The sequence below is a fragment of the Bacillus sp. D48C genome, from assembly GCF_053345735.1.
The window spans coordinates 156,229-178,194 of the sequence record NZ_JBKFAQ010000003.1; the positions used below are offsets into that span (position 1 = coordinate 156,229).

Consider the following 21,966-nt stretch of genomic DNA (forward strand, 5'->3'; position numbering starts at 1 on the left):
AGATGGAAAAGATTATTGAAGTAAATGGTGTTTCTAAAACATTTAAACATAAAAAAGCAGTAAATAACGTTTCATTTCACGTGGATAAAGGAGAAATAGTAGCATTACTTGGACCAAATGGTGCGGGGAAGACGACGATAATTTCGATGATGCTTGGATTAAAAGATCCTACAGAAGGTACGGTTTCTATATTTGGAAAGAGTCCAAAGCAGAGAGGCGTTCGTAATAATCTTGGGGCAATGTTACAAGAAGTAAGTGTGATTGATAGCATTACAGTGGAAGAGGCAATAGAGCTATTCCGCAGTTATTATAAGAATCCTGTAGCGAAAGAAACGTTACTGCAGTTATCAAATTTAGAATCAGAGCGAAAGCAAAGATGTGAGAAATTATCAGGTGGGCAAAAAAGAAGGTTAAACTTTGCGCTTGCACTTGCGGGAAATCCGGATTTGTTATTTTTAGATGAGCCGACAATCGGAATGGATATTACGTCTCGAAGAACGTTTTGGGAAACGATTCGAAAGTTAGCAAGTGAAGGGAAAACGATTATTTTAACGACGCATTATTTAGAAGAAGCAGATGCTTTAGCAAATCGTATCTTATTATTTGCGAACGGAAAGATTATCGCAGATGGTACACCAGACGAAATGAAAGCAACGATTTCGAGAAAAACAATCACATTTTATTCGAAGGAAAGCATTCCTACAAAATTACTAAAGGAATTACCAAATGTAACAGAAGTAAAGTCAAACGAAGGACGCTTCATTTTAACAACGGAGGATACGGATGCAACTTTAAAAGCCATTTATCAAAGGAATTTACCTGTAATAGATGTTTCAGTTGAACGTGGAAGCCTTGATGAAGCATTTGAACAGTTTGTCGCAAATCAGAAGGAGGAAATCGCATGAGAGCGTTATGGATGCAATGCAAAATAGAAATTTTACGTACATTCCGCAATAAATTATTTATTTTTTTCTCATTATTAATGCCTGTTATGTTTTACTACATTTTTACAAATGTTGTTCAAGTACCACAAAACGGAGATGCGTGGAAGGCACACTATTTAATTTCGATGGCAACTTTCAGCATTGTAGGGACTGCACTCTTTAGTTTCGGTGTGAGACTTTCTCAGGAAAGAGGGCAAGGGTGGACACATCTTCTAAAAATTACACCGCTTCCAGAGGGAGCATATTTAACAGCAAAAATTATCGCTCAAACAGTAGTAAATGCTTTTTCAATATTAGTTATCTTTATTGCAGGGATACTAATTAATCATGTTGAGTTAACGGTAGGGCAATGGATTGGTGCGGGGCTATGGTTATTGTTAGGGGTAACACCATTTTTAGCATTAGGAACAGTAATAGGTTCCATTAAGAAGGCGGACGCAGCTGCTGGCTTAGCAAATATTTTAAATATGAGTTTAGCTATAGTTGGCGGGTTATGGATGCCGATTGAAGTATTCCCCAAAATATTAAGAACGATTGGTGAGTGGACACCGACATACCATTTCGGAAGTGGTGCGTGGGATATTGTAGCTGGAAAATCAATTGGATGGGAAAATATCGCGGTATTAGGAGGTTATTTCCTTATATTTGTTGTAGTATCAATATATATAAGAAAAAGACAGGAAGCGGTATAAATGATAGAGAAAAAGAGGATTGAGGTTTTTCCGAAACATATGGGGTTCTTTCCGTATATGTGGTTTGTTTATCTATTATTTCCAATTTATCACTTAGCGCAGGCATCAGGATGGAAGCTTGTAATAGGAAGCGGTATGTTGATAATTTTTATCGTCACATACCGTCAGCTTTATTTTGTTCAGAGAACGTTTGTTTTTTGGGCTTGTATTCAAATGGTACTCATCTTTTTATTTGCTTTATTTTATAATCCTTTTATGATATTTTTTGGCTTTTTCACAGCAAGTGCGATGGGATTTGCGCCAAATAAGAAAGTATTTCGAGTGCTGTTATGTTCGTTAGTTATAATGCTTGGAGCATTTTTATTTGTAAATATGAATCAACTAACAACTACAAGTTTAGTAAATATCGTTCCGATGTTTATTTTAATGCTTCTTACGCCATTTGGTATGCGCAATTTTAATCAGAAAAAGATGTTAAAGAACCAACTGAATGAAGCAAACGAGCAAATTAAAGACTTAGTAAAGCGTGAAGAACGGCAGCGGATTGCGAGAGATCTTCATGACACATTAGGGCATACGTTATCTCTTATTACTTTGAAAAGCCAGCTTGTAGAGAAGTTAATTGTGAAAAATCCAGAGCGTGCAAGTGTGGAAGCGAAGGAAATTACACAAACGTCTCGTACAGCCTTAAAGCAGCTGAGAGAATTAATTTCTGATATGCGTATGATTACGGTAGAAGAAGAGCTAGAGCAAATAAAGGCAATCTTACAAGCAGCTAATATTGAATTAGAAGTGAGGCAAGAAGCAAGCTCGAGCTCGTTATCACCAATTGAACAAAATATTGTCGGGATGTGTTTACGTGAGGCCGTTACAAATGTTGTAAAACATAGTAAGGCAAAGCGGTGTGCAGTTTCTGTATTAGAATCGCAAGGTGAGCTGATTTTGAAAGTAGAAGATAACGGAATTGGTTTAACAGATCAAAATCATGATGGAAATGGTATCCGCGGCATGAAAGAACGAATTGCTCTTATTGATGGATTTGTTGAACTAGGTACAATCAATCCAGGGACGTTGTTAACAGTAAAAGTTCCAGTTGTTATTAGAACAGGAAAAGATGAGGTGAGGGCATGATTCGAATTATTATTGCAGAAGATCAACGGATGCTTCGTGGTGCATTAGGTGCCTTACTTGATCTAGAAGATGATATCGAAGTAATTGGGCAAGCGGCAAACGGGGAAGAGGCGCTAAAATTAATTGAATCGTTAAAACCGGATATCAGTATTATGGATATTGAAATGCCAATTCAAAGTGGATTAGATGTTGCTGAAGCGTTAAGGAAAGAAAAATCACCATGTAAAGTTATGATTTTAACAACATTTGCACGGCCAGGATATTTTGAAAGAGCAATGAAAGCTGGCGTGCACGGCTATTTATTAAAAGATAGCCCAAGTGAAGATTTAGCAGCAGCAATTCGTAATGTAATGAAGGGGAAACGAGAGGTCTCCCAAGAGTTAATGTTCGGTCTATGGCAGGAGCAAAATCCGTTGTCAGATCGCGAAAAGGAAGTATTGTTGCTTGCGAAAGAAGGAAAGACGGCAAACGAAATTGCGAAGGCACTTTATCTTTCACCGGGTACAGTACGTAATTATATTTCTGAAGTATTAACGAAGCTCGATGCGAAAAATAGAATTGAGGCAATTACAATTGCGGAAGAAAAGGGTTGGATATAAGAAGAAGTTTACCTAAGAGGAGTAAACTTCTTCTTCTTTGTTATTGTACTTCTATTACCTTATTTACTTTTTGTAACGACTTGTAACCATGTGCTTCAAATGCCTTTGCAAATTCATTTGATACGGCAGTGCCATATAAATCTTTTGCAGCTTGTACGATGTGAGATTGAAGTGATTCAAAGTCTTCAGCGGAAGTTGCATAATTTTGCAATGCACGCATAACAACTTTGCTTACTTTTTCATTGCCTTGTTTTTGAACAGCAACACCGTTATATGTTTTACCTTCAGCTAATTGATATAATACGTGACTGATAATACCAGAATTCACGTGTGATTCTTGATTATTACCATCATTATAGAAATCTTTTAAATTTGTATATAATTTATGACCGCCGTCACCAATTTCCCTTGGGATATCACGAATTGTTAGGCCACCTAATGTATCGCCCATAATCCAGTTTCCTTTATCTTTCTTTACGTAATATTCGATTTGTGTACCCCAGAAATCCGCTAATCCCTCGTTTAGTGCAGATGTTTCAGCGCTTGGATATCTCACGACTTTATTTTTCGTCGTGCCACTGAATACAGCATGTCCAAATTCATGAGCTGTTACATCAAGAGCTGATGTTAGTTTGCCGTCTAAACCATCACCAAATACCATTTGGTTCCAAGCGGGATGCCAAAACGCATTTACATAGTCTTCTTTTATACCATCACTAACTTCAGTAGAATCAAAACCGTGTACACTAGCAACAACTTTTGAATCTTTATTATCGTAACTTTTTAGATTATGTTCTTTCTTAAAGTAATCATAAATATCACTCATGTTCTTCATAGCGCCCGCGGCTTCTTTATCTGCAAAATTAGGAGTGCTACTTGAAATTAGTGTCCCTGGATAACCAGCTTGACTATATCCCCCGAGGGAATCGGCGTAGTTTGCATTATAAATATAAATACCATTTCCGCGTGATAAATCCGCTAAATAAAATTTCCCATCAGTTCCTTTGGCAATATTGAAAGAGATGTTTTCTTGAAGTGCATTTTTCCCAGTTCCTTGCTCACTTGCAGTGGATAATCTAGGTGATGTTACTTGATTTATAGTCTTATTCTCTTTGTTTTTAATGAATTTTTCTTGGAAAAGTACTTCACCAGTTTTTAGATCAACGATAGCATTGCCATTTATAATTTGTTCATTGTTTTCATAAGTAAATGTAATAACAGTTGCGAATGTATAATAGCCATCTTTTTTCTTATAAACAACGGTTTCGCTAGAGAATTCTGTCTCAACCGCATCACTTGGAATTTGAACTATATCGCGTAATTTAGATTTCACTTCATTTTTCGACAAAAAATTTGTTATAGTAAGATTAGGTTGTTGATTTAAATTTTGAACAACTTTACCACTAACAGTTGTGATCACTCCATTTTTATCTACTTTTACAATGAGATCTTGGCCATATACTTTATAGTTTTTATATGTTTGTGCAAGGCGAACTTCGGTTTGATTTTCTTTGGTTTCTTTATTTGTAGGTTGGAAATCTACATTTTTTTCAGTAGTGACTTGTTCTTGTTGAGCTTTAGCCCCATCTACCTCACCTTTTAAATACTTTTTAGCAATATTTTCTTTCGTATCATTTTGAGGTTGTGTTAATTTCCCGATTGTTAAACCAGGCTGAGCAATTTCAACTTTGACTGCACTTTTGTCTAATTCTTGAGCATGAATAGCTTCTGTTGATAAAGGGTAAAGAAGACCGAATGTAACGAAAGCACTGGCAAGTTTTCTATAATTCATCTATAACACTCCTAATCTATTATTGTATGTGAGATGAATTGTATGAAAAATTTGCCGAATTTTATATATATTATGCATTATTTCATATCAAAAATTGTCGAATGCACATTATTGTAGTGGTATGACAACTTAAAAAATTAGATTGTTATAATGGGATGGTGAGTAAGTATGCAAGCAGAGAAATTAGGAAGTGAAATTAAAAAAATTAGAGTGTTAAGAGGACTAACACAAAAACAGTTATCCGAGAACATATGTCATCAATCGGAAGTAAGCAGAATTGAATCGGGTGCAGTATACCCAAGTATGGATATATTGCAAGGTATTGCAGCGAAATTACAAATTCCCATTATTCATTTTTATGAGGTACTCATTTATTCGGATATTGAAAGAAAAAAACAGTTTAAAGATCAAGTCATTATGCTTTGTAAGCAAAAAAGATATAAAGAAATTTATAATAAAGTATGGAATGAGCTGAAAAAGGAAGAATATCATCCTGAATTCCAGCAATTTCTTCAATGGCAATATTATGTAGCTGCTTACGTGTTGAAAAAAGTCGATTACGAATATTGTATTTTAGAATTAAAGAAATTGCTCAATCAACAATTGACAGGAATTGATGTATATCAGAATCTTTATATTGAAAACGCAATTGCAAACATTTATGCTGAAAATGGCTATTTGAAGAAGGGTATTGATTTATTTGAACAAATATTAAAACAATTAGAGGCATTGCATGATAATGAAGAATTTGACGTGAAGGTAAGGTATAATCATGCAAAAGCATTATACTTAGATAGTCGATATGAAGAATCACTTTATCAAGTAAATAAAGCGATTGAAATATCATGCCGAATTAATAGTATGGCATTAATTGGACAGCTATATTATCAAAGAGGTGAATGCCTAAGGAAGTTGGAGTATGAAGAGGCAGAGATTGAAGATGCATATAAGAAGGCAAGTTTCTTTTTTGATATATTAGAAATGCATGCATATAAAGAAGCGCTCGTAAATAAAATCAGCAGATAAACAACCTAAAAAGTGGATATGCATAATTGCATACAATGTGAATAAATTTTCATGATATATTAAAAGTAAAAAATGTGGGTGATGGAATATGAAGAAATTACTTATTGGTAGTTTATTAACGTTAGCAATGGCATGGGGTATTTCATTAGGTGATACAACATTAGAGAAAAGTCAAATAATTTCTCATAATGATCAAGAGGTACAAGTAGCTGCAGATTTACCTTTTGAGTTTTAAAAAACAACCGCCTTATTTAGACGGTTGTTTTTTTATGGAGTAACATCCAAACGTCTTTACTAGAAACAGGTTTGCTAATAAAGAATCCTTGAATGTGATCACAATTTTGTCTATGTAAAAATTCCCATTCTTCTTCCGTTTCTACACCTTCTGCAATCACTTCTAAATTTAGTTCTTTTGATAGTGTAATAATGGAAGAGACAATTGCTTCTTCTAAAGGACTATTTGTAATTCCACAAATAAACTCTCGAGCAATTTTTAATGTGTTGATTGGATATTTTGTTAAATAAGCTAAAGAACTATAACCAGTTCCAAAGTCATCGATTGAAATTTGAATGCCGAGATTTTGAAGCTGTTCTAGTTTTGCAACTACAGATTGATTTTGATTAATTGCGATGCTTTCCGTAATTTCAATATCTAGTGCTTCTGGTTTCAGTTCTGTTTCTTCTAACACCTTTGAAATAGTTGGGATTAAATCAGCATGGTTAAATTGAACAACAGATAAATTCACACCAACTTTTAAGTGAGAAAAACCTTGATTATGCCATCTTTTTGCCTCTAAACAGGCAGTACGTAAAATCCAATTACCAAGTTCAATAATAAAACCAGTTTCCTCTGCTAGAGGAATAAATTGGGCAGGAGATACGATACCGAGTTTTGGATGCTTCCAACGTATTAATGCTTCAAAACCGATAATTTCTTTTGTTTTTGTGCTTACTTGTGGTTGGTATTCAAGGAAAAATTCATTTTGTTGTAATGCTTTTGAAAGTTCACCTTCTAAGAATTGAATTTCATTTTGAGCGATACTCATTTCTTTTGAGAAGAAAACAAATCTGTTTTTTCCATTTGCCTTCGCACGGTACATAGCCATATCAGCATTTTTCATTAACTCATTTACATCAGTTCCATAATCAGGATACATCGCAATTCCGATACTCGGTGTAATAGAGAGTTCTTCGCCTTGAATGAAGAATGGTTTGTTTAAAATAGTTAAAATCTGTTCAGCTATAAAAATTGCACTTTTTTCTGAGTACATTTCTGGTAATAGAATGGTAAACTCATCTCCACCTTGGCGAGCGACGACATCTTTTGAACGCAAGCAACCGCGTAGTCTGTTTGCTACTTCAATTAATAATAAATCTCCGACGTCATGACCAAGTCTATCGTTAATTTTTTTAAATCGATCTAAATCAAGGAACATGACGGCGACATCATTTGCGTTAGTTTGGGCTGTATTCAAAATGGCTTTTAAATCTTTTTCGAACTTTCGGCGATTTGGTAATCCAGTAAGTGCATCGTGAAAGGCTAAATGTTCTACTTGTTTTTGTTTTTCATATAAAGTGGTAATATCACGCGCTATCCCAAACATTCCGACCACTTCTTTGTTTATAAAAGTAGGGATAAGTGTAATATGGAGATAATAATAATAGCCTTCTTGTTCTTTTGTACGAACTTCTAACGTTTGTGGCTTACCTTCCTTTGTAATTTGTAAAGCCTTCTTAAGTAGTTCGTGGTCTTTTGAATCAATGAAGTGTACCAGAGAATAGCTTGCCACTTCGCAATAATAGGCAGTAAATAAGCTTTCGCATGCCTTATTAGATTGTTGAAAAATGCCATTCATATTTAAAGAGAAAACGGCATCGGGATGATCTTCGAATAAAGATTTATAGCGTTGTTCACTTTTTGATAATGCAAATGCACCTTCTTCAACTTCGCCCTCTAGTTGTGTAGTCAACTGTTCATATGTATGGATTAGTGCTTGATTATCTTTCCGCATGTAAAGTTGCCGCAAGAATAACAAAATAAGTGATAACACGAGGCCGATTAACATGAATTTATCATCCCAAGGTTGAATGATAATAAAAGAAAAAGTAATAATTATACTAAAATAAGGTAGTATAAAACGTATATAATCGAATCGATAATATTTTGCTTTCGTTTCATGCTGCATTGGTTTATCCAAAATATATAGTATGGAAGAAAGTCCAATTAATAAAATAGAAGCAGTGTGTATTAAATAATTAATTTCAGCGGAAGTTTTCATCCCAAAATTCAATTGAAACAGATGAATATAACCGTATACGAGTATAATAGTGAAACCGATAATTAATGCGATTCTACTAGAAGAATATTGTTCTCTTCTATATAGGCTAATAACGGCGTAAATTACTAATGATTGTGCAATAAAATACCCAATTAAAATCCAAGTGTCCTTTGTTAACATGCGGAAGCTTGAAATATCTAAGATAAAAGTTAAGGTGAAATAAATGTTCATAATAATAATAAAGATGCTATCGAATGAGAATTGAGAAAGTCCCTTAATAGAGTAATTTTTTATAAACTTTATAGCAAATCCAACAAAGAGCAAAATATATTGTATGATAAAAAAAGGTAATGCTTTATATGAAAATATAGATTGATTATGCATGGAAATCGAACTAAGAAATAGGGTTATCTCCATAACTAATCCACATAGGCAAGTGCATAGTAATAAAATCCAAAATAGTTTATCACTGCGTTTCATTTTTTTAATAGCTTTATATAAACAGTGGCAAGAAAAAAGTGCAGCAAAACAGAATAAGAAAAGAATCCCAATTTCCTTTATATGCGACTCATTTGGAATAAAGAGTATCCAAAGAGCAAATATAGATATGTATATTATGACAAATTGTACATACTTTTTTTGATTAATCATATTATGACTCCGTTTCAATAAAGTTGAATCTCGGGGGAATGCTAATTTAAATAATAGCATATAAAATAGGATGTTTTTTACTATAAAAATTACTTTTTTGAAAAAATGGTGCAAAGTTACAATTTACCACTGTAACATTGCACCACTTATTCTTTTAATGCCTCTTATAGCAGAAAGTTCATCTATTAATCGGAATAGTGCTAAGTCTTTTTGTTTACTTTCAATCATAATATCGAAATTATGATTGTTTTTTTTTGCAACGTGTAAGAAGGGCTTAATAAACTCTAAATCGATATATTCAGCATGAGCCCTAAATTCTTTTTCCGATCTTGGGGAGGAAATGTGAACTTTAGGAGAGATATTTGTATGTGACCAAGTTTCAAAAATTGCAGGAAGCAACTCTTCTAGTGGTTCCTCGCAAAGATTGGCCATATGATGATGATAATCAAATACAAATGGGATATTTTCTTTTTGGCAAATTGATAAAGTTTCAGAAGTTGTATACGTTTTATCATCGTTTTCAAGGGTCATTTGTTTTTTTATATGTGCAGGAAGTTTTTTTATGTTTTCATGGAAGCGCTCAATTGCCTTTTCTTTATTTCCATAGGCTCCACCTACATGAATATTAATGTAAGAAGAATCTGCAATGCCTATAGCATCCAATATTTTATAATGATAAGTCATATCCGTAATAGCGTTAGTAGTAATATGTGGCTTGTCACTTGTAAATAAAGTAAATTGATTTGGATGAAAACTTATTCGTAAATTGTGTTCTTTAATTAAAGCCCCTATTTTACGCCAAAGTGGTGTGAATACCCCAATATAGTCAAACTCGACTTCGGGATGTGTTGCAAGTGGGACGATGGAAGACGATAGGCGATATAGCGGGATTTCATGCGCTATATTGTAATGAAGGATACGTATTGTGTGCTCTAAATTTTTCCTTATAACATGGTACAATTTGTCTTCTCGCTCTTGTTTGCTGAGTTTCTTAAAGCTTGTAAACGTCATTGTTTTGGCAGGAGAACAGTCCCAGAGTGCCATTGCATGTGAGACATATCCAAACCGCATAATCATATGAGATACACCTCTTTTATTCATTGTCTTTCCTATAAAAAGAAAGCAAGCATTGTTCCAATCCATTCTTTTCCTCTATCGATAAGAGAAGGTGGGTTTACATCGCTATAGGAAAGTACGGATGCATTCTCTAGATCTTCATGGAATTTATTTTTTACTGTTCGAATGAAATGTTTATTATATAACAGGCAGTTTATTTCATGGTTAATATATAAACTTCTCATATCAAAGTTTGCTGTTCCAATATCACAAATATCATCATCCACTATAATAATTTTGGCGTGAAAAAAACCTTGTTGAAATGCGTAAATATTGCAACCAGCCTGTATTAATTTTCGGCAGTACGGGAATTTTGCTTCTCGAACGAGAGGGTGATCAGCTTTTTCTGGAACGAGAATTGTGATTTGAACCCCTCTCTCTCTTGCTTTTAATAAGGCATTCATAATTTTTTTTCCAGGAATGAAATATGGTGTACCAATACAGATTTCTTTTTTTGCTCCGTTAATTAAATGTAAAAAAGTATGCTGTAAATAAGCACCATCAGTCGGAATAAATTGATGCATTATGGTACCTGGGTTTTGTTTTGGAAAATAAAGAGAAACATCCAATAAATTCTGTTTCGTATCATCAAACCAGTCATGCAAAAATTGCTTTTGTAAATCTTGAACCCCTTCTCCTGTAAGACGTAAATGATAGTCTCGCCATAATCCTAAATATTCATTATGCCCTAGATACTCTTCGCCGATATTAAAGCCCCCGATATAGCCAGTTTTCCCATCAATCACTGTAATTTTTCTATGATTTCTTTGATTGGCAGAAAAGAAAAGTAGAGGAAATTTTATCTTATGACAAAATGAAAAAGATACACCATGTTTTCGCAGGGAGCGAATAGCTTCGTTTGATAAATAATGGCTGCCAAATCGATCAAGTAAAAGTCGTACTTCAATTCCTTCCTGAGCCTTATCAATCAGCAACTTTAAAAATTCACGACTGATTTTATCGTTTTTTACAATGAAGAATAAAATATGAATGTGGTGCTGTGCTTGTTTTATATCAGTAAATAAGGCGTCATACAAATCTTTCCCGTATGTATAAAGGTGAAAATCACTTTGACGTAAAGGGAAAGTGCGAGAGCTTACCCGCTTTAAATGAAGAAGTCTCCCGTATGAAAGGTCAATTGTAATCCAAAGAGCAACGGATATTAACAAAAGAGATAAGTAGAGCATCAGTGAATTCCCTCCTTCGCATTCTTTTCACCTTCAGTGTGTTACAAATGATACGGGTAGCACGGTTGTTATTATAAATTTCATCAGAGGATAGTATGTCGCACTGATTAAAGTTTCACTTTATCCCGCTTTAACGGGCAGTAAGCTTCCTGCTTCAAAAATTGATGAATAAGTAGAAATTAGTTTGGAAATCAACTGCCCGTAAAAGCCCGATTGGTTCAACTAATAATCAGTGGGGGATGAACCACCCCTATTGATTAAAGTTTCACTTTATCCCGCTTTAACGGGCAGTAAGCTTCCTGCTTCAAAAATTGATGAATAAGTAGAAGTTAGTTTGGAAATCAACTGCCCGTAAAAGCCCGATTGGTTCAACTAATAATCAGTGGGGGATGAACCACCCCTACAGATTAAAGTTTCACTTTATAGTTTCACCGAAATAAACAGCTTTATGAAAAAATGTGTTGTTCTATAACAAAAAACTGTTGACTGAATGCTCACTCATTATATAATGGGGGTAGGGGATATAATTCAGAAAATTATATATTTTTGAAGATTCTAAAAAGAAAGAGGGCTTACAAAGAGAGGGGTAGCATAAAAATGAATAGCTTACTGATCATTAATTGGCTGGCTGCCATTGCTGTTATTGCTTATGCAGGATATTTGTTTGTATATCTTATACGGACGAGAATAGCCTACATACAATTAGGAAAAAAAATTGAATTTGACCGTCGTTTTAAAGAGCGTTGGGATCTTCTTAAGGTCAATGTTTTCGGTCAGAAAAAGCTGCTGAAAGATAAGAAAAGCGGCATCATTCACGTTATGTTCTTTTACGGATTTATTCTTGTCCAATTTGGAGCAATTGACTTCGTTTGGAAAGGACTCGCACCAGGATCACATCTTCCACTTGGACCACTATACCCTGCATTTACATTCTTCCAGGAAATTGTCACACTTGTTATTTTAATTGCAGTATTTTGGGCTTTTCATAGACGTTATGTAGAAAAGCTTGTTCGTTTAAAACGTAACTTCAAATCAGGTCTTGTTCTTATCTTTATCGGTGGTTTAATGATCTCTGTGCTACTTGGTAACGGTATGGGACTTATATGGCATGGCGAGGAGCTTTCATGGAGTGAACCAATTGCTTCTGCAATCGCTTACGTTTTTAGCGGGATAAATGAAACCGTAGCCATTTCAGTGTTCTATTTCTCTTGGTGGGTGCATTTACTAATTTTGTTAACGTTTTTAGTGTATGTTCCACAATCAAAACATGCGCATTTAATTGCGGGACCAGCTAATGTATTTTTCGGTCGTATTTCAAATCCAGGGAAGCTTGAAAAGATTGATTTTGAAGATGAAACACAAGAAACATTTGGTGTTGGTAAAATTGAAGACTTTAGACAAAATCAACTTATTGACTTATACGCTTGTGTAGAGTGTGGCCGTTGTACAAATATGTGTCCAGCAACAGGCACAGGGAAAATGTTATCGCCGATGGACTTAATATTAAAACTTCGCGATCATTTAACTGATAAAGGGGCTGCGGTAACATCAAAAGCACCGTGGGTTCCAGTAGTTGCCTTCAATAATACACAAGGAAATCAGTTAGCGATGATGGCAGCTGGAAAAGGACAACAAGAATCAGCGGCTACAACGCTCGCTTACGATCCGAGTTTAATCGGAGATGTTATTACAGAAGAAGAGATTTGGGCATGTACAACGTGTCGTAACTGTGAAGATCAATGTCCAGTTATGAATGAGCATGTTGACAAAATTATTGATTTACGTCGATATCTCGTTTTAACAGAAGGAAAAATGGACGCGGAAGCACAACGCGCGATGACAAACATCGAGCGTCAAGGAAATCCGTGGGGTCTGAACCGTAAAGAGCGTGAAACATGGCGCCAAGGTGATGACGAAGTAACAGTTCCAACTGTAAAAGAAAAATCAAAAGCTGGTGAGGAATTCGAGTATTTATTCTGGGTTGGTTCAATGGGATCATACGACAACCGTAGTCAGAAGATTGCAATATCATTTGCGAAGTTAATGAACGAAGCAGGCATTTCATTCGCAATTCTCGGTAATAAAGAAAAGAATTCTGGAGATACACCACGTCGCCTCGGAAATGAATTTGTATTCCAAGAGATGGCTACAAAGAATATCGAAGAATTTGAAAAGGCAGGAGTGAAGAAAATCGTTACGATTGATCCTCATGCTTATAACACATTTAAAAATGAGTATCCGGACTTTGGCTTGCAAGCAGAAGTCTATCATCATACAGAATTGTTAGCCCAGTGGGTGAAAGAAGGGCGTTTAAAGCCTGTTCATGCTATTGAAGAAACAGTTACGTACCATGATTCCTGTTATTTAGGAAGATACAACGAAGTGTACGAAGCGCCACGTGACATTTTGAAAGCGATTCCTGGAGTGAATCTTGTAGAAATGGCACGTAACCGTGAGACTGGAATGTGTTGTGGCGCAGGTGGTGGCTTAATGTGGATGGAAGAAACAACAGGCTCTCGTATTAACGTTGCTCGTACAGAACAAGCATTAGCTGTACAGCCATCCATTATCGGTACAGGTTGTCCATATTGCTTAACGATGATCAGTGATGGCACGAAAGCGAAAGAGGTAGAAGAAAAAGTTCAAACTCTTGATGTGACAGAGATTTTAGAACGATCTGTTATCGGACAGAAAAAAGAAGCGATGTAGTTTATAAGAATGTATACAACTTTAGAAAGAGGTGCAATGATTGCACCTCTTCTCAACGTAGGGATACCGAGCGAGCGCTCAGTGTTAAAAAATGAAATGGGGGAAAGAAACATGAGTAAAACAGTTATTTTAAGTGCTGCAAGAACACCAGTTGGAAAATTCGGAGGATCTTTAAAAGATGTAAAAGCGACGGAACTTGGAGGAATTGCAATTAAAGCAGCGCTTGAAAGAGCAAATGTTGCAGCTAGTGATGTTGAAGAAGTTATATTTGGAACGGTTATTCAAGGTGGACAGGGACAAATTCCATCGCGCCAAGCTGCAAGGGCTGCAGGAATCCCTTGGGAAGTGCAGACGGAAACAGTCAATAAAGTTTGTGCATCAGGCCTTCGTGCGGTTACGTTAGCGGATCAGATTATTCGTACTGGCGATCAATCACTGATTGTAGCTGGTGGTATGGAGTCGATGAGTAACAGTCCTTACATTTTACGCGGAGCAAGATGGGGATACAGAATGGGCAACAACGAAGTTATTGATTTAAACGTTGCTGACGGTTTAACATGCGCATTTTCAGGTACACACATGGGTGTTTATGGCGGAGAAGTTGCGAAGGAAGATGGAATTTCTCGCGAAGCGCAAGATGAATGGGCATATCGTAGCCATCAGCGTGCGGTTTCAGCGCATAAAGAAGGACGTTTTGAAGAGGAGATCGTTCCAGTAACGATCCCGCAAAGAAAAGGCGATTCTATTGTCGTTGCAAAGGATGAGGCGCCACGTGAAGATACAACGATTGAAAAGTTAGCAAAGTTAAAACCTGTATTTGATAAGACAGCGGCGGTGACAGCTGGTAATGCGCCAGGCTTGAACGATGGTGGTGCCGCACTTGTATTAATGAGCGAAGACAGAGCGAAGCAAGAAGGAAGAAAGCCATTAGCGACAATTTTGGCGCATACAGCAATTGCAGTGGAATCTAAAGATTTCCCAAGAACGCCAGGTTATGCAATTAACGCATTGCTTGAAAAAACAGGCAAGACAATTGAAGATATCGATTTATTCGAGATTAATGAAGCATTTGCAGCGGTAGCAATTGCAAGTACAGAAATCGCAGGAATTGATCCAGAAAAATTGAATGTAAATGGCGGCGCAGTAGCGATGGGACATCCAATTGGAGCAAGCGGAGCGCGCATTATCGTTACACTAATCCATGCGCTTAAGCAGCGCGGCGGCGGAATTGGAATTGCTTCGATTTGTAGCGGTGGCGGTCAAGGGGACGCAGTGATGATTGAAGTTCACTAATTAAAGTTCGAGGGTATAAAATTTATTAACAATTAAGGGGGAAGAAAAAATGGGTGTACAAAACATTGTTGTAATTGGTGCAGGGCAAATGGGATCAGGAATTGCACAAGTATGTGCAATGGCAGGATATGACGTGAAGGTACAAGATTTAAAACAAGAGCAATTAGATAGAGGTTTGGCTATCATTACGAAAAACTTAGCGCGCCAAGTAGAAAAAGGACGCATGAAGGAAGAAGAGAAGGAAGCGACATTAAATCGTCTTACAGTAACGCTTGATTTAGATTGTGTGAAAGAAGCGGATCTTATTATTGAAGCAGCTGTTGAGAAAATGGATATTAAAAAGAAAATCTTTGCGAATCTAGATGAAATTGCTCCAGAACACGCAATTTTAGCGACGAATACGTCATCTCTGCCAATTACAGAAATTGCAGCGGTAACGAAGCGTCCGGAAAAAGTAATCGGTATGCACTTTATGAATCCAGTTCCAGTTATGAAGCTTGTTGAGATTATTCGTGGTTTGGCTACAGATGATGCGGTATATGAAGCAATTGAAGATATTACGAAAAAAATTGGGAAAGTACCAGTTGAAGTAAATGATTTCCCAGGTTTTGTATCAAACCGCATTTTGTTACCGATGATTAACGAAGCAATTTATACGTTATATGAAGGTGTAGCGACGAAAGAAGCAATTGATGAAGTAATGAAGCTGGGTATGAACCATCCGATGGGGCCTTTGACGCTCGCTGATTTTATCGGTTTAGATACGTGTTTATACATTATGGAAGTGTTGCATGAAGGATTAGGAGATAGTAAATATCGCCCATGTCCGTTATTACGTAAGTATGTGAATGCAGGATGGTTAGGTCGTAAAACAGGTCGTGGATTCTACGTTTACGAATAAATTCCCCCTTTGTTACAAAATAGTGGTCTTACCAAATTGTTAAAAGGATATATAGCAAATGGAGGCGGAGTATATGAACTTTCGTTTTAATGAAGAGCAGCAAATGATGAGGAAAATGGTTCGGGATTTTGCACAGAAGGAAATAGCTCCCTTTGTTCCTAGTATGGAACAAGGGGTGTTCCCAAAAGAGGTTTTACAAAAGATGGGTAATCTTGGATTAATGGGGATTCCAGCGCCTGCAAAATACGGCGGGGCAGAAATGGATTTTATTTCTTACATTCTAGCAATTGAGGAAATCTCAAAGGTAAGTGCAACAGTTGGTGTAATTTTAGCTGTACATACGTCAGTTGGAATGAATCCGATTTTATATTTCGGAACAGAAGAACAGAAGAAAAAATATGTTTCTAAACTTGCAACCGGGGAATATTTAGGCGCATTTGCTTTAACAGAGCCAAATGCAGGATCGGATGCAGGGAGTTTGAAATCAAGAGCTGTAAAAAAAGGCGATCATTATATTATTAATGGATCGAAAGTGTTTATTACAAATGGTGGTGAAGCAAGTACGTACATTGTATTCGCTTCTACAAATCCAGATGCAGGAAAAAGTGGTATTTCTGCATTTATAGTAGAGAAAGATACACCTGGTTTAATCATCGGAAAAGATGAACATAAGATGGGGCTTCTCGGTTCTCGTACGGTACAACTTACTTTTGAAGATATGAAAGTGCCAGCTGAGAATTTACTTGGGGAAGAAGGACAAGGATTCAAGGTGGCAATGGCGAATTTAGATGTTGGGCGAATTGGAATCGGTGCACAGGCGTTAGGAATTGCTGAAGCGGCGCTTGCATGTGCGATTGATTATGCAAAAGAACGAGAGCAATTTGGGAAACCAATTGCGGCGCAGCAAGGGATTGGCTTCAAACTTGCAGATATGGCAACAAGTGTCGAAGCAGCAAGGTTACTCGTATATAGAGCGGCGTCTCTTAGGGCACAAGGATTACCATGCGGTAAAGAAGCATCTATTGCGAAATTATTTGCTTCTAAGACAGCGGTTGAAGTCGCGATTGAGGCGGTGCAAGTATTTGGTGGTTACGGTTATACGAAAGACTATCCAGTAGAACGATTTTTCCGTGATGCGAAAATCACGCAAATATATGAAGGAACAAGTGAAATACAGAAACTTGTTATTAGCCGTGCTTTATAAAAGGGCGAGGGGGAGACGGAGATGCATTTTAAACTATCAGAAGAACATGAAATGATAAGAAAAATGGTTCGAGATTTTGCTAAAAATGAAGTAGCACCAACAGCAGCTGAGCGTGATGAGGAAGAGAGATTTGATCGAGAGTTATTTGATCAAATGGCAGAGCTTGGTTTAACTGGTATTCCGTGGCCTGAAGAATACGGAGGAATTGGAAGCGATTACTTAGCATGCGTAATTGCTATTGAAGAATTATCTCGAGTTTGTGCTTCAACAGGTGTAACACTATCTGCACATACTTCACTTGCGGGATGGCCAATTTTTAAATTTGGGACAGAAGAACAAAAGCAAAAGTTTTTACGACCGATGGCTGAAGGGAAGAAAATTGGTGCATACGGCTTAACGGAGCCAGGATCTGGATCGGATGCTGGTGGAATGAAGACAATCGCAAAGAGAGATGGCGACCATTATATTTTAAATGGATCAAAAATTTTCATTACAAATGGCGGTATTGCTGATATTTATGTTGTTTTTGCGCTAACTAATCCTGAATCGAAGCAGCGCGGTACGAGTGCATTTATTGTAGAAAGTGATACACCGGGATTTTCAGTTGGGAAGAAGGAGAGCAAGCTAGGGATTCGCTCTTCACCAACGACTGAAATTATGTTTGAAGATTGCCGTATTCCTGTAGAGAATCTACTTGGAGAAGAGGGGCAAGGATTTAAAGTTGCGATGCAAACATTAGATGGAGGTCGTAACGGTATTGCGGCGCAAGCTGTTGGTATTGCACAAGGGGCTTTAGATGCTTCTGTAGAATATGCAAGGGAGCGCCATCAATTTGGAAAGCCAATTGCGGCGCAGCAAGGGATTGGCTTTAAACTTGCGGATATGGCAACAGATGTAGAAGCGGCACGCCTTTTAACATATCAAGCGGCTTGGCTTGAATCAGAAGGGCTTCCGTATGGAAAAGAATCAGCGATGTCAAAAGTATTTGCGGGGGATACAGCGATGAAGGTGACGACTGAAGCGGTGCAAGTATTTGGTGGTTACGGTTATACGAAAGATTATCCAGTAGAGCGTTATATGCGAGATGCAAAGATTACACAAATATATGAAGGAACACAAGAGATTCAGAGGCTTGTAATTTCTCGTATGTTAACGAAGTAGGAACGAAAGCGTAGGTATTTTCCTACGCTTTTTCCTTCCAAAAAATAATAGAGAGAGGTGAAGGTAATGGTTAAACATAATGTACATGCATCGGTGAAAGATGAAAAATTAGTTGCGTTAAGACGTGAACAAATGATTAAAGGTGCGGTGCAACTGTTTAAACAAAAAGGATTTCCGCGTACAACAACGAGAGAGATTGCAAAAGCGGCGGGATTTAGTATAGGGACACTTTATGAGTACATTCGTACAAAAGATGATGTTTTGTATTTAGTTTGTGATAGTATATATGAACATGTAAAAGAACGATTAGAGGAAGTAGTATGTACAGAAAAAGGGAGTATAGAAAGTTTAAAGATAGCGATAACGAATTACTTTAAAGTGATGGACGAATTACAAGAAGAAGTATTAATTATGTATCAAGAAGTACGTTTTTTACCGAAAGAATCTCTCCCATATGTATTAGAAAAAGAGTTTCAAATGGTAGGAATGTTTGAGGATATTTTAGAACAGTGTACGGAAAATGGAACGTTTATATTAAATAAAAAAGAAATACAGCTTCTTGCACATAATATTTTTATACAAGGACAAATGTGGGGGTTTAGACGCTGGGCGCTGCAAAAACTGTATACGCTTGAAGAATACACAGAAATGCAAATTAGGTATGTGTTGCAAGGTGCCCATATGCTTCCGAAATAAGGAACAGACAAATTATTAATTTTATTACCATATAAAAGTTTCCCGTTTTTTTTGTAGCATATTTGTGCGACTTTTGTTTATAATGAATAGTATGGATTTTTTTAAGCAGACCGTTATATATAAGGTTATATTTGATGAAAGGAAGTGCCGCATAAGTGAATTTTAAGCAATATTCACCAGAAGAGCTAAAAGAATGTTCAATGATTGAAGTTGTACATAGCGTTTTAGGGGATAAAAGACAAGCAACGACATTCAACGAGTTGGTTCAAGAAATCGCTCAAGTGCTGGGACTATCTCAAGAGCAAGTTAATGCGAAACTCGCACAATTTTATACAGACTTAAACATCGATGGACGTTTCATTAATTTAGGAGAAAATCGTTGGGGACTACGCAGCTGGTACCCATATGAGCAAATTGATGAAGAAATCTTACCGCAGCCAAAACCGAAGAAGAAACGTAAAGTTGAAGAAGACGGTTTTGACGACTACATTGAAGAAGATGAAGATGACTTTGACGATGCAGACGGAAATGCAGACGAAGAAGATGATGTAGAAGATTTGGACAAGGTTCTTGAAGAAGAAGACGGAGATGACGACGATCTTGATGATTTAGAAGAAGATGAAGAAGACGACTTCGCTGAAGAAGAACTTGAGTATGATGAAACTGAAGAAGAAGAGGAAGAACTGTAGTTCTTGACTTTTCATTATCGTCCATGTAGAATCATTTTTGGGCTCTTTAAAAAAGGACGATAATACTTTTAAAGTGTAAATATAAAAGAAAATTGCTCCCTACTTATTACTTTATGTGATGAGGGGAGCAATTTTCTTTTTTGTTTTTTGTTTAGAAAATAAAAAGAGTCTAACAATAAGATGGATACAGTGTTATCTACATACGTTGCGCTTTGCAACGGTGATTATATAACAGCAAAATAGAAGGGAGCTTTTTCATGACTAAGTATATTTTTGTAACAGGCGGTGTAGTATCGTCTTTAGGAAAAGGTATTACAGCAGCATCTCTTGGAAGACTTTTAAAAAATCGTGGTTTAAATGTAACGATTCAAAAGTTTGATCCATACATTAACGTAGACCCAGGGACTATGAGCCCATACCAACACGGTGAGGTATTCGTAACAGATGATGGCGCAGAAACTGACTTAGACCTTGGTCACTATGAGCGTTTTATCGACATTAACTTAAACAAATACAGCAACGTAACAACAGGTAAAATTTACTCTTCAGTTCTTCAAAAAGAGCGTCGCGGTGAATATTTAGGAGGAACAGTTCAAGTTATTCCTCACATTACTAACGAAATTAAAGAGCGCGTATATCGTTCTGGCCGTGAAACAAATGCGGATGTTGTTATTACAGAAATCGGTGGAACTGTTGGTGATATCGAGTCTCTACCATTCTTAGAAGCAATCCGTCAAATTAAGAGCGACATCGGTCGTGACAATGTAATGTACATTCACTGTACGTTAATCCCGTACTTAAAAGCAGCGGGTGAAATGAAAACAAAACCAACACAACATAGTGTTAAAGAACTTCGTAGCTTAGGTATTCAACCAAATATTATCGTTGTTCGTACAGAACTTCCTGTTTCTCAAGATATGAAAGACAAGCTTGCATTATTCTGTGACATCGATACAAAAGCAGTTATCGAAGCTCGCGATGCAGATACTTTATATGCGGTTCCATTATCTCTTCAAGAACAAAACATGGACCAAATCGTTTGTGATCACTTAAAATTAGACAATCCAGCTGCAGATATGACAGAGTGGACTGCGCTAGTTAACAAGGTACGTAACCTTTCTAAGAAAACAAAAATCGCTCTTGTTGGTAAATATGTAGAACTTCAAGATGCATATATTTCTGTTGTAGAAGCACTTCGTCATGCTGGTTACTCATTCGATACAGATGTAGAAGTAAAATGGGTAAATGCTGAGCACGTAACAGCAGAAAATGTACAAGAATTAGTAGGAGACACAGATGGTATCCTTGTACCAGGTGGCTTCGGCGATCGTGGTGTAGAAGGTAAAATCGTTGCGATTCAATATGCTCGTGAAAACAAAGTTCCATTCTTAGGAATTTGCTTAGGTATGCAACTTGCATCAATCGAATTCGCACGTAATGTATTAGGTTTAGAAGGTGCTAACTCTTCTGAAATTAACCCTGATACACCATACGCAATCATTGACCTATTACCAGAACAAAAAGATGTAGAGGACCTAGGTGGTACACTTCGTCTTGGTCTATACCCATGTAAGCTTTCTGAAGAAACAAATGCTTACAATGCTTATAATGAGCCGGTTGTATATGAGCGTCATCGTCATCGTTATGAGTTCAACAACCAGTTCCGTCCGGATATGGAAAAAGAAGGATTCGTATTCTCTGGTACAAGCCCAGACGGTCGTCTAGTTGAAATCATTGAATTAAAAGACCACCCTTGGTTCGTAGCAGCACAGTTCCACCCAGAACTTGTTTCTCGTCCAAACCGTCCACAACCATTGTTCCATGACTTCGTAAGAGCTTCTATTACGAATAAAGAGAGCAAGTAATAAAAAAAGCGCCGTCACTTTAAAGTGACGG

At 36.8% G+C, this 21,966-nt stretch carries 18 protein-coding genes; 14 read left to right on the forward strand and 4 right to left on the reverse strand.

The annotated features are described in order from the left end of the window. Nucleotides 1–2 precede the first annotated feature (2 nt). From ACLBXA_RS09620 to ACLBXA_RS09635, 4 genes are read left to right on the forward strand one after another with little or no spacing between them, the layout of a single operon-like run. Entirely contained in the window at nt 3–905 is a 903-nt protein-coding gene (locus ACLBXA_RS09620) for an ABC transporter ATP-binding protein (protein ID WP_447617185.1), read from the forward strand. Continuing rightward, the gene (locus ACLBXA_RS09625) at nt 902–1,636 is read left to right on the forward strand and encodes an ABC transporter permease (protein ID WP_001202431.1); all 735 of its coding nucleotides are present in this window, start codon (nt 902–904) and stop codon (nt 1,634–1,636) included. The genes ACLBXA_RS09620 and ACLBXA_RS09625 overlap by 4 nt, the downstream gene beginning before the upstream one ends. Continuing rightward, nucleotides 1,637–2,767 carry a sensor histidine kinase gene (locus ACLBXA_RS09630; protein ID WP_000570631.1) on the forward strand — a complete coding sequence of 377 codons (1,131 nt, stop codon included), beginning with the start codon at nt 1,637–1,639 and terminating at the stop codon, nt 2,765–2,767. Further along, a complete protein-coding gene (locus ACLBXA_RS09635; RefSeq protein ID WP_447617186.1) occupies nt 2,764–3,366 on the forward strand; it encodes a response regulator in 603 nt (200 codons plus the stop codon). Before ACLBXA_RS09630 ends, ACLBXA_RS09635 begins: the two co-directional genes overlap by 4 nt. Nucleotides 3,367–3,406: 40 nt before the next feature. On the opposite strand, the gene ACLBXA_RS09640 is transcribed toward ACLBXA_RS09635, so the two are convergent. Next, entirely contained in the window at nt 3,407–5,158 is a 1,752-nt protein-coding gene (locus ACLBXA_RS09640) for a M4 family metallopeptidase (RefSeq protein WP_001109525.1), read from the reverse strand. 168 nt (nt 5,159–5,326) lie between these two features. On the opposite strand from ACLBXA_RS09640, the gene ACLBXA_RS09645 reads away from it, so the two are divergent. Further along, nucleotides 5,327–6,184 carry a helix-turn-helix domain-containing protein gene (locus tag ACLBXA_RS09645; RefSeq protein ID WP_001147494.1) on the forward strand — a complete coding sequence of 286 codons (858 nt, stop codon included), beginning with the start codon at nt 5,327–5,329 and terminating at the stop codon, nt 6,182–6,184. A gap of 88 nt (nt 6,185–6,272) precedes the next feature. Continuing rightward, nucleotides 6,273–6,419 carry a quorum-sensing peptide PapR gene (locus ACLBXA_RS09650; RefSeq protein WP_000734733.1) on the forward strand — a complete coding sequence of 49 codons (147 nt, stop codon included), beginning with the start codon at nt 6,273–6,275 and terminating at the stop codon, nt 6,417–6,419. Between the two features lie 16 nt (nt 6,420–6,435). On the opposite strand, the gene ACLBXA_RS09655 is transcribed toward ACLBXA_RS09650, so the two are convergent. The 3 genes from ACLBXA_RS09655 to cls form a co-directional block, all read right to left on the reverse strand. Next, nucleotides 6,436–9,114 (reverse strand): DUF4084 domain-containing protein, encoded by a 2,679-nt coding sequence (locus tag ACLBXA_RS09655; RefSeq protein WP_447617187.1) that lies wholly within the window; start codon nt 9,112–9,114, stop codon nt 6,436–6,438. Nucleotides 9,115–9,237: 123 nt separating this feature from the next. Beyond that, nucleotides 9,238–10,191 carry a UV DNA damage repair endonuclease UvsE gene (gene uvsE / locus ACLBXA_RS09660; protein ID WP_002083552.1) on the reverse strand — a complete coding sequence of 318 codons (954 nt, stop codon included), beginning with the start codon at nt 10,189–10,191 and terminating at the stop codon, nt 9,238–9,240. Nucleotides 10,192–10,223: 32 nt separating this feature from the next. Then, nucleotides 10,224–11,417 carry a cardiolipin synthase gene (cls, locus tag ACLBXA_RS09665; protein WP_000966425.1) on the reverse strand — a complete coding sequence of 398 codons (1,194 nt, stop codon included), beginning with the start codon at nt 11,415–11,417 and terminating at the stop codon, nt 10,224–10,226. Nucleotides 11,418–12,014: 597 nt separating this feature from the next. Between cls and ACLBXA_RS09670 the strand changes: the two genes are divergently transcribed. The 8 genes from ACLBXA_RS09670 (at nt 12,015) to pyrG (ending at nt 21,935) form a co-directional block, all read left to right on the forward strand. Further along, nucleotides 12,015–14,126, forward strand: a complete 2,112-nt coding sequence (locus ACLBXA_RS09670; protein WP_001086753.1) for a heterodisulfide reductase-related iron-sulfur binding cluster — start codon at nt 12,015–12,017, stop codon at nt 14,124–14,126. Nucleotides 14,127–14,135: 9 nt separating this feature from the next. Beyond that, nucleotides 14,136–15,419: an acetyl-CoA C-acetyltransferase gene (locus ACLBXA_RS09675; protein WP_002083553.1), complete on the forward strand. Its 1,284-nt coding sequence runs from the start codon at nt 14,136–14,138 to the stop codon at nt 15,417–15,419. A 49-nt stretch (nt 15,420–15,468) separates the two neighbouring features. Beyond that, nucleotides 15,469–16,320, forward strand: a complete 852-nt coding sequence (locus ACLBXA_RS09680) for a 3-hydroxybutyryl-CoA dehydrogenase (protein ID WP_000538874.1) — start codon at nt 15,469–15,471, stop codon at nt 16,318–16,320. A gap of 73 nt (nt 16,321–16,393) precedes the next feature. Then, complete coding sequence (locus ACLBXA_RS09685; protein ID WP_001011191.1) at nt 16,394–17,524, forward strand: acyl-CoA dehydrogenase; 1,131 nt, start codon at nt 16,394–16,396, stop codon at nt 17,522–17,524. A 21-nt stretch (nt 17,525–17,545) separates the two neighbouring features. Then, nucleotides 17,546–18,685 (forward strand): acyl-CoA dehydrogenase AcdA, encoded by a 1,140-nt coding sequence (gene acdA, locus ACLBXA_RS09690; RefSeq protein ID WP_447617188.1) that lies wholly within the window; start codon nt 17,546–17,548, stop codon nt 18,683–18,685. A gap of 66 nt (nt 18,686–18,751) precedes the next feature. Then, the gene (locus tag ACLBXA_RS09695) at nt 18,752–19,381 is read left to right on the forward strand and encodes a TetR/AcrR family transcriptional regulator (RefSeq protein ID WP_000238594.1); all 630 of its coding nucleotides are present in this window, start codon (nt 18,752–18,754) and stop codon (nt 19,379–19,381) included. A 155-nt stretch (nt 19,382–19,536) separates the two neighbouring features. After that, a complete protein-coding gene (gene rpoE / locus ACLBXA_RS09700; RefSeq protein WP_001009774.1) occupies nt 19,537–20,070 on the forward strand; it encodes a DNA-directed RNA polymerase subunit delta in 534 nt (177 codons plus the stop codon). Between the two features lie 257 nt (nt 20,071–20,327). Further along, on the forward strand, nt 20,328–21,935 hold the full coding sequence (gene pyrG, locus ACLBXA_RS09705) for a CTP synthase (RefSeq protein ID WP_000170448.1): 1,608 nt from the start codon (nt 20,328–20,330) through the stop codon (nt 21,933–21,935). Nucleotides 21,936–21,966 lie beyond the last annotated feature (31 nt).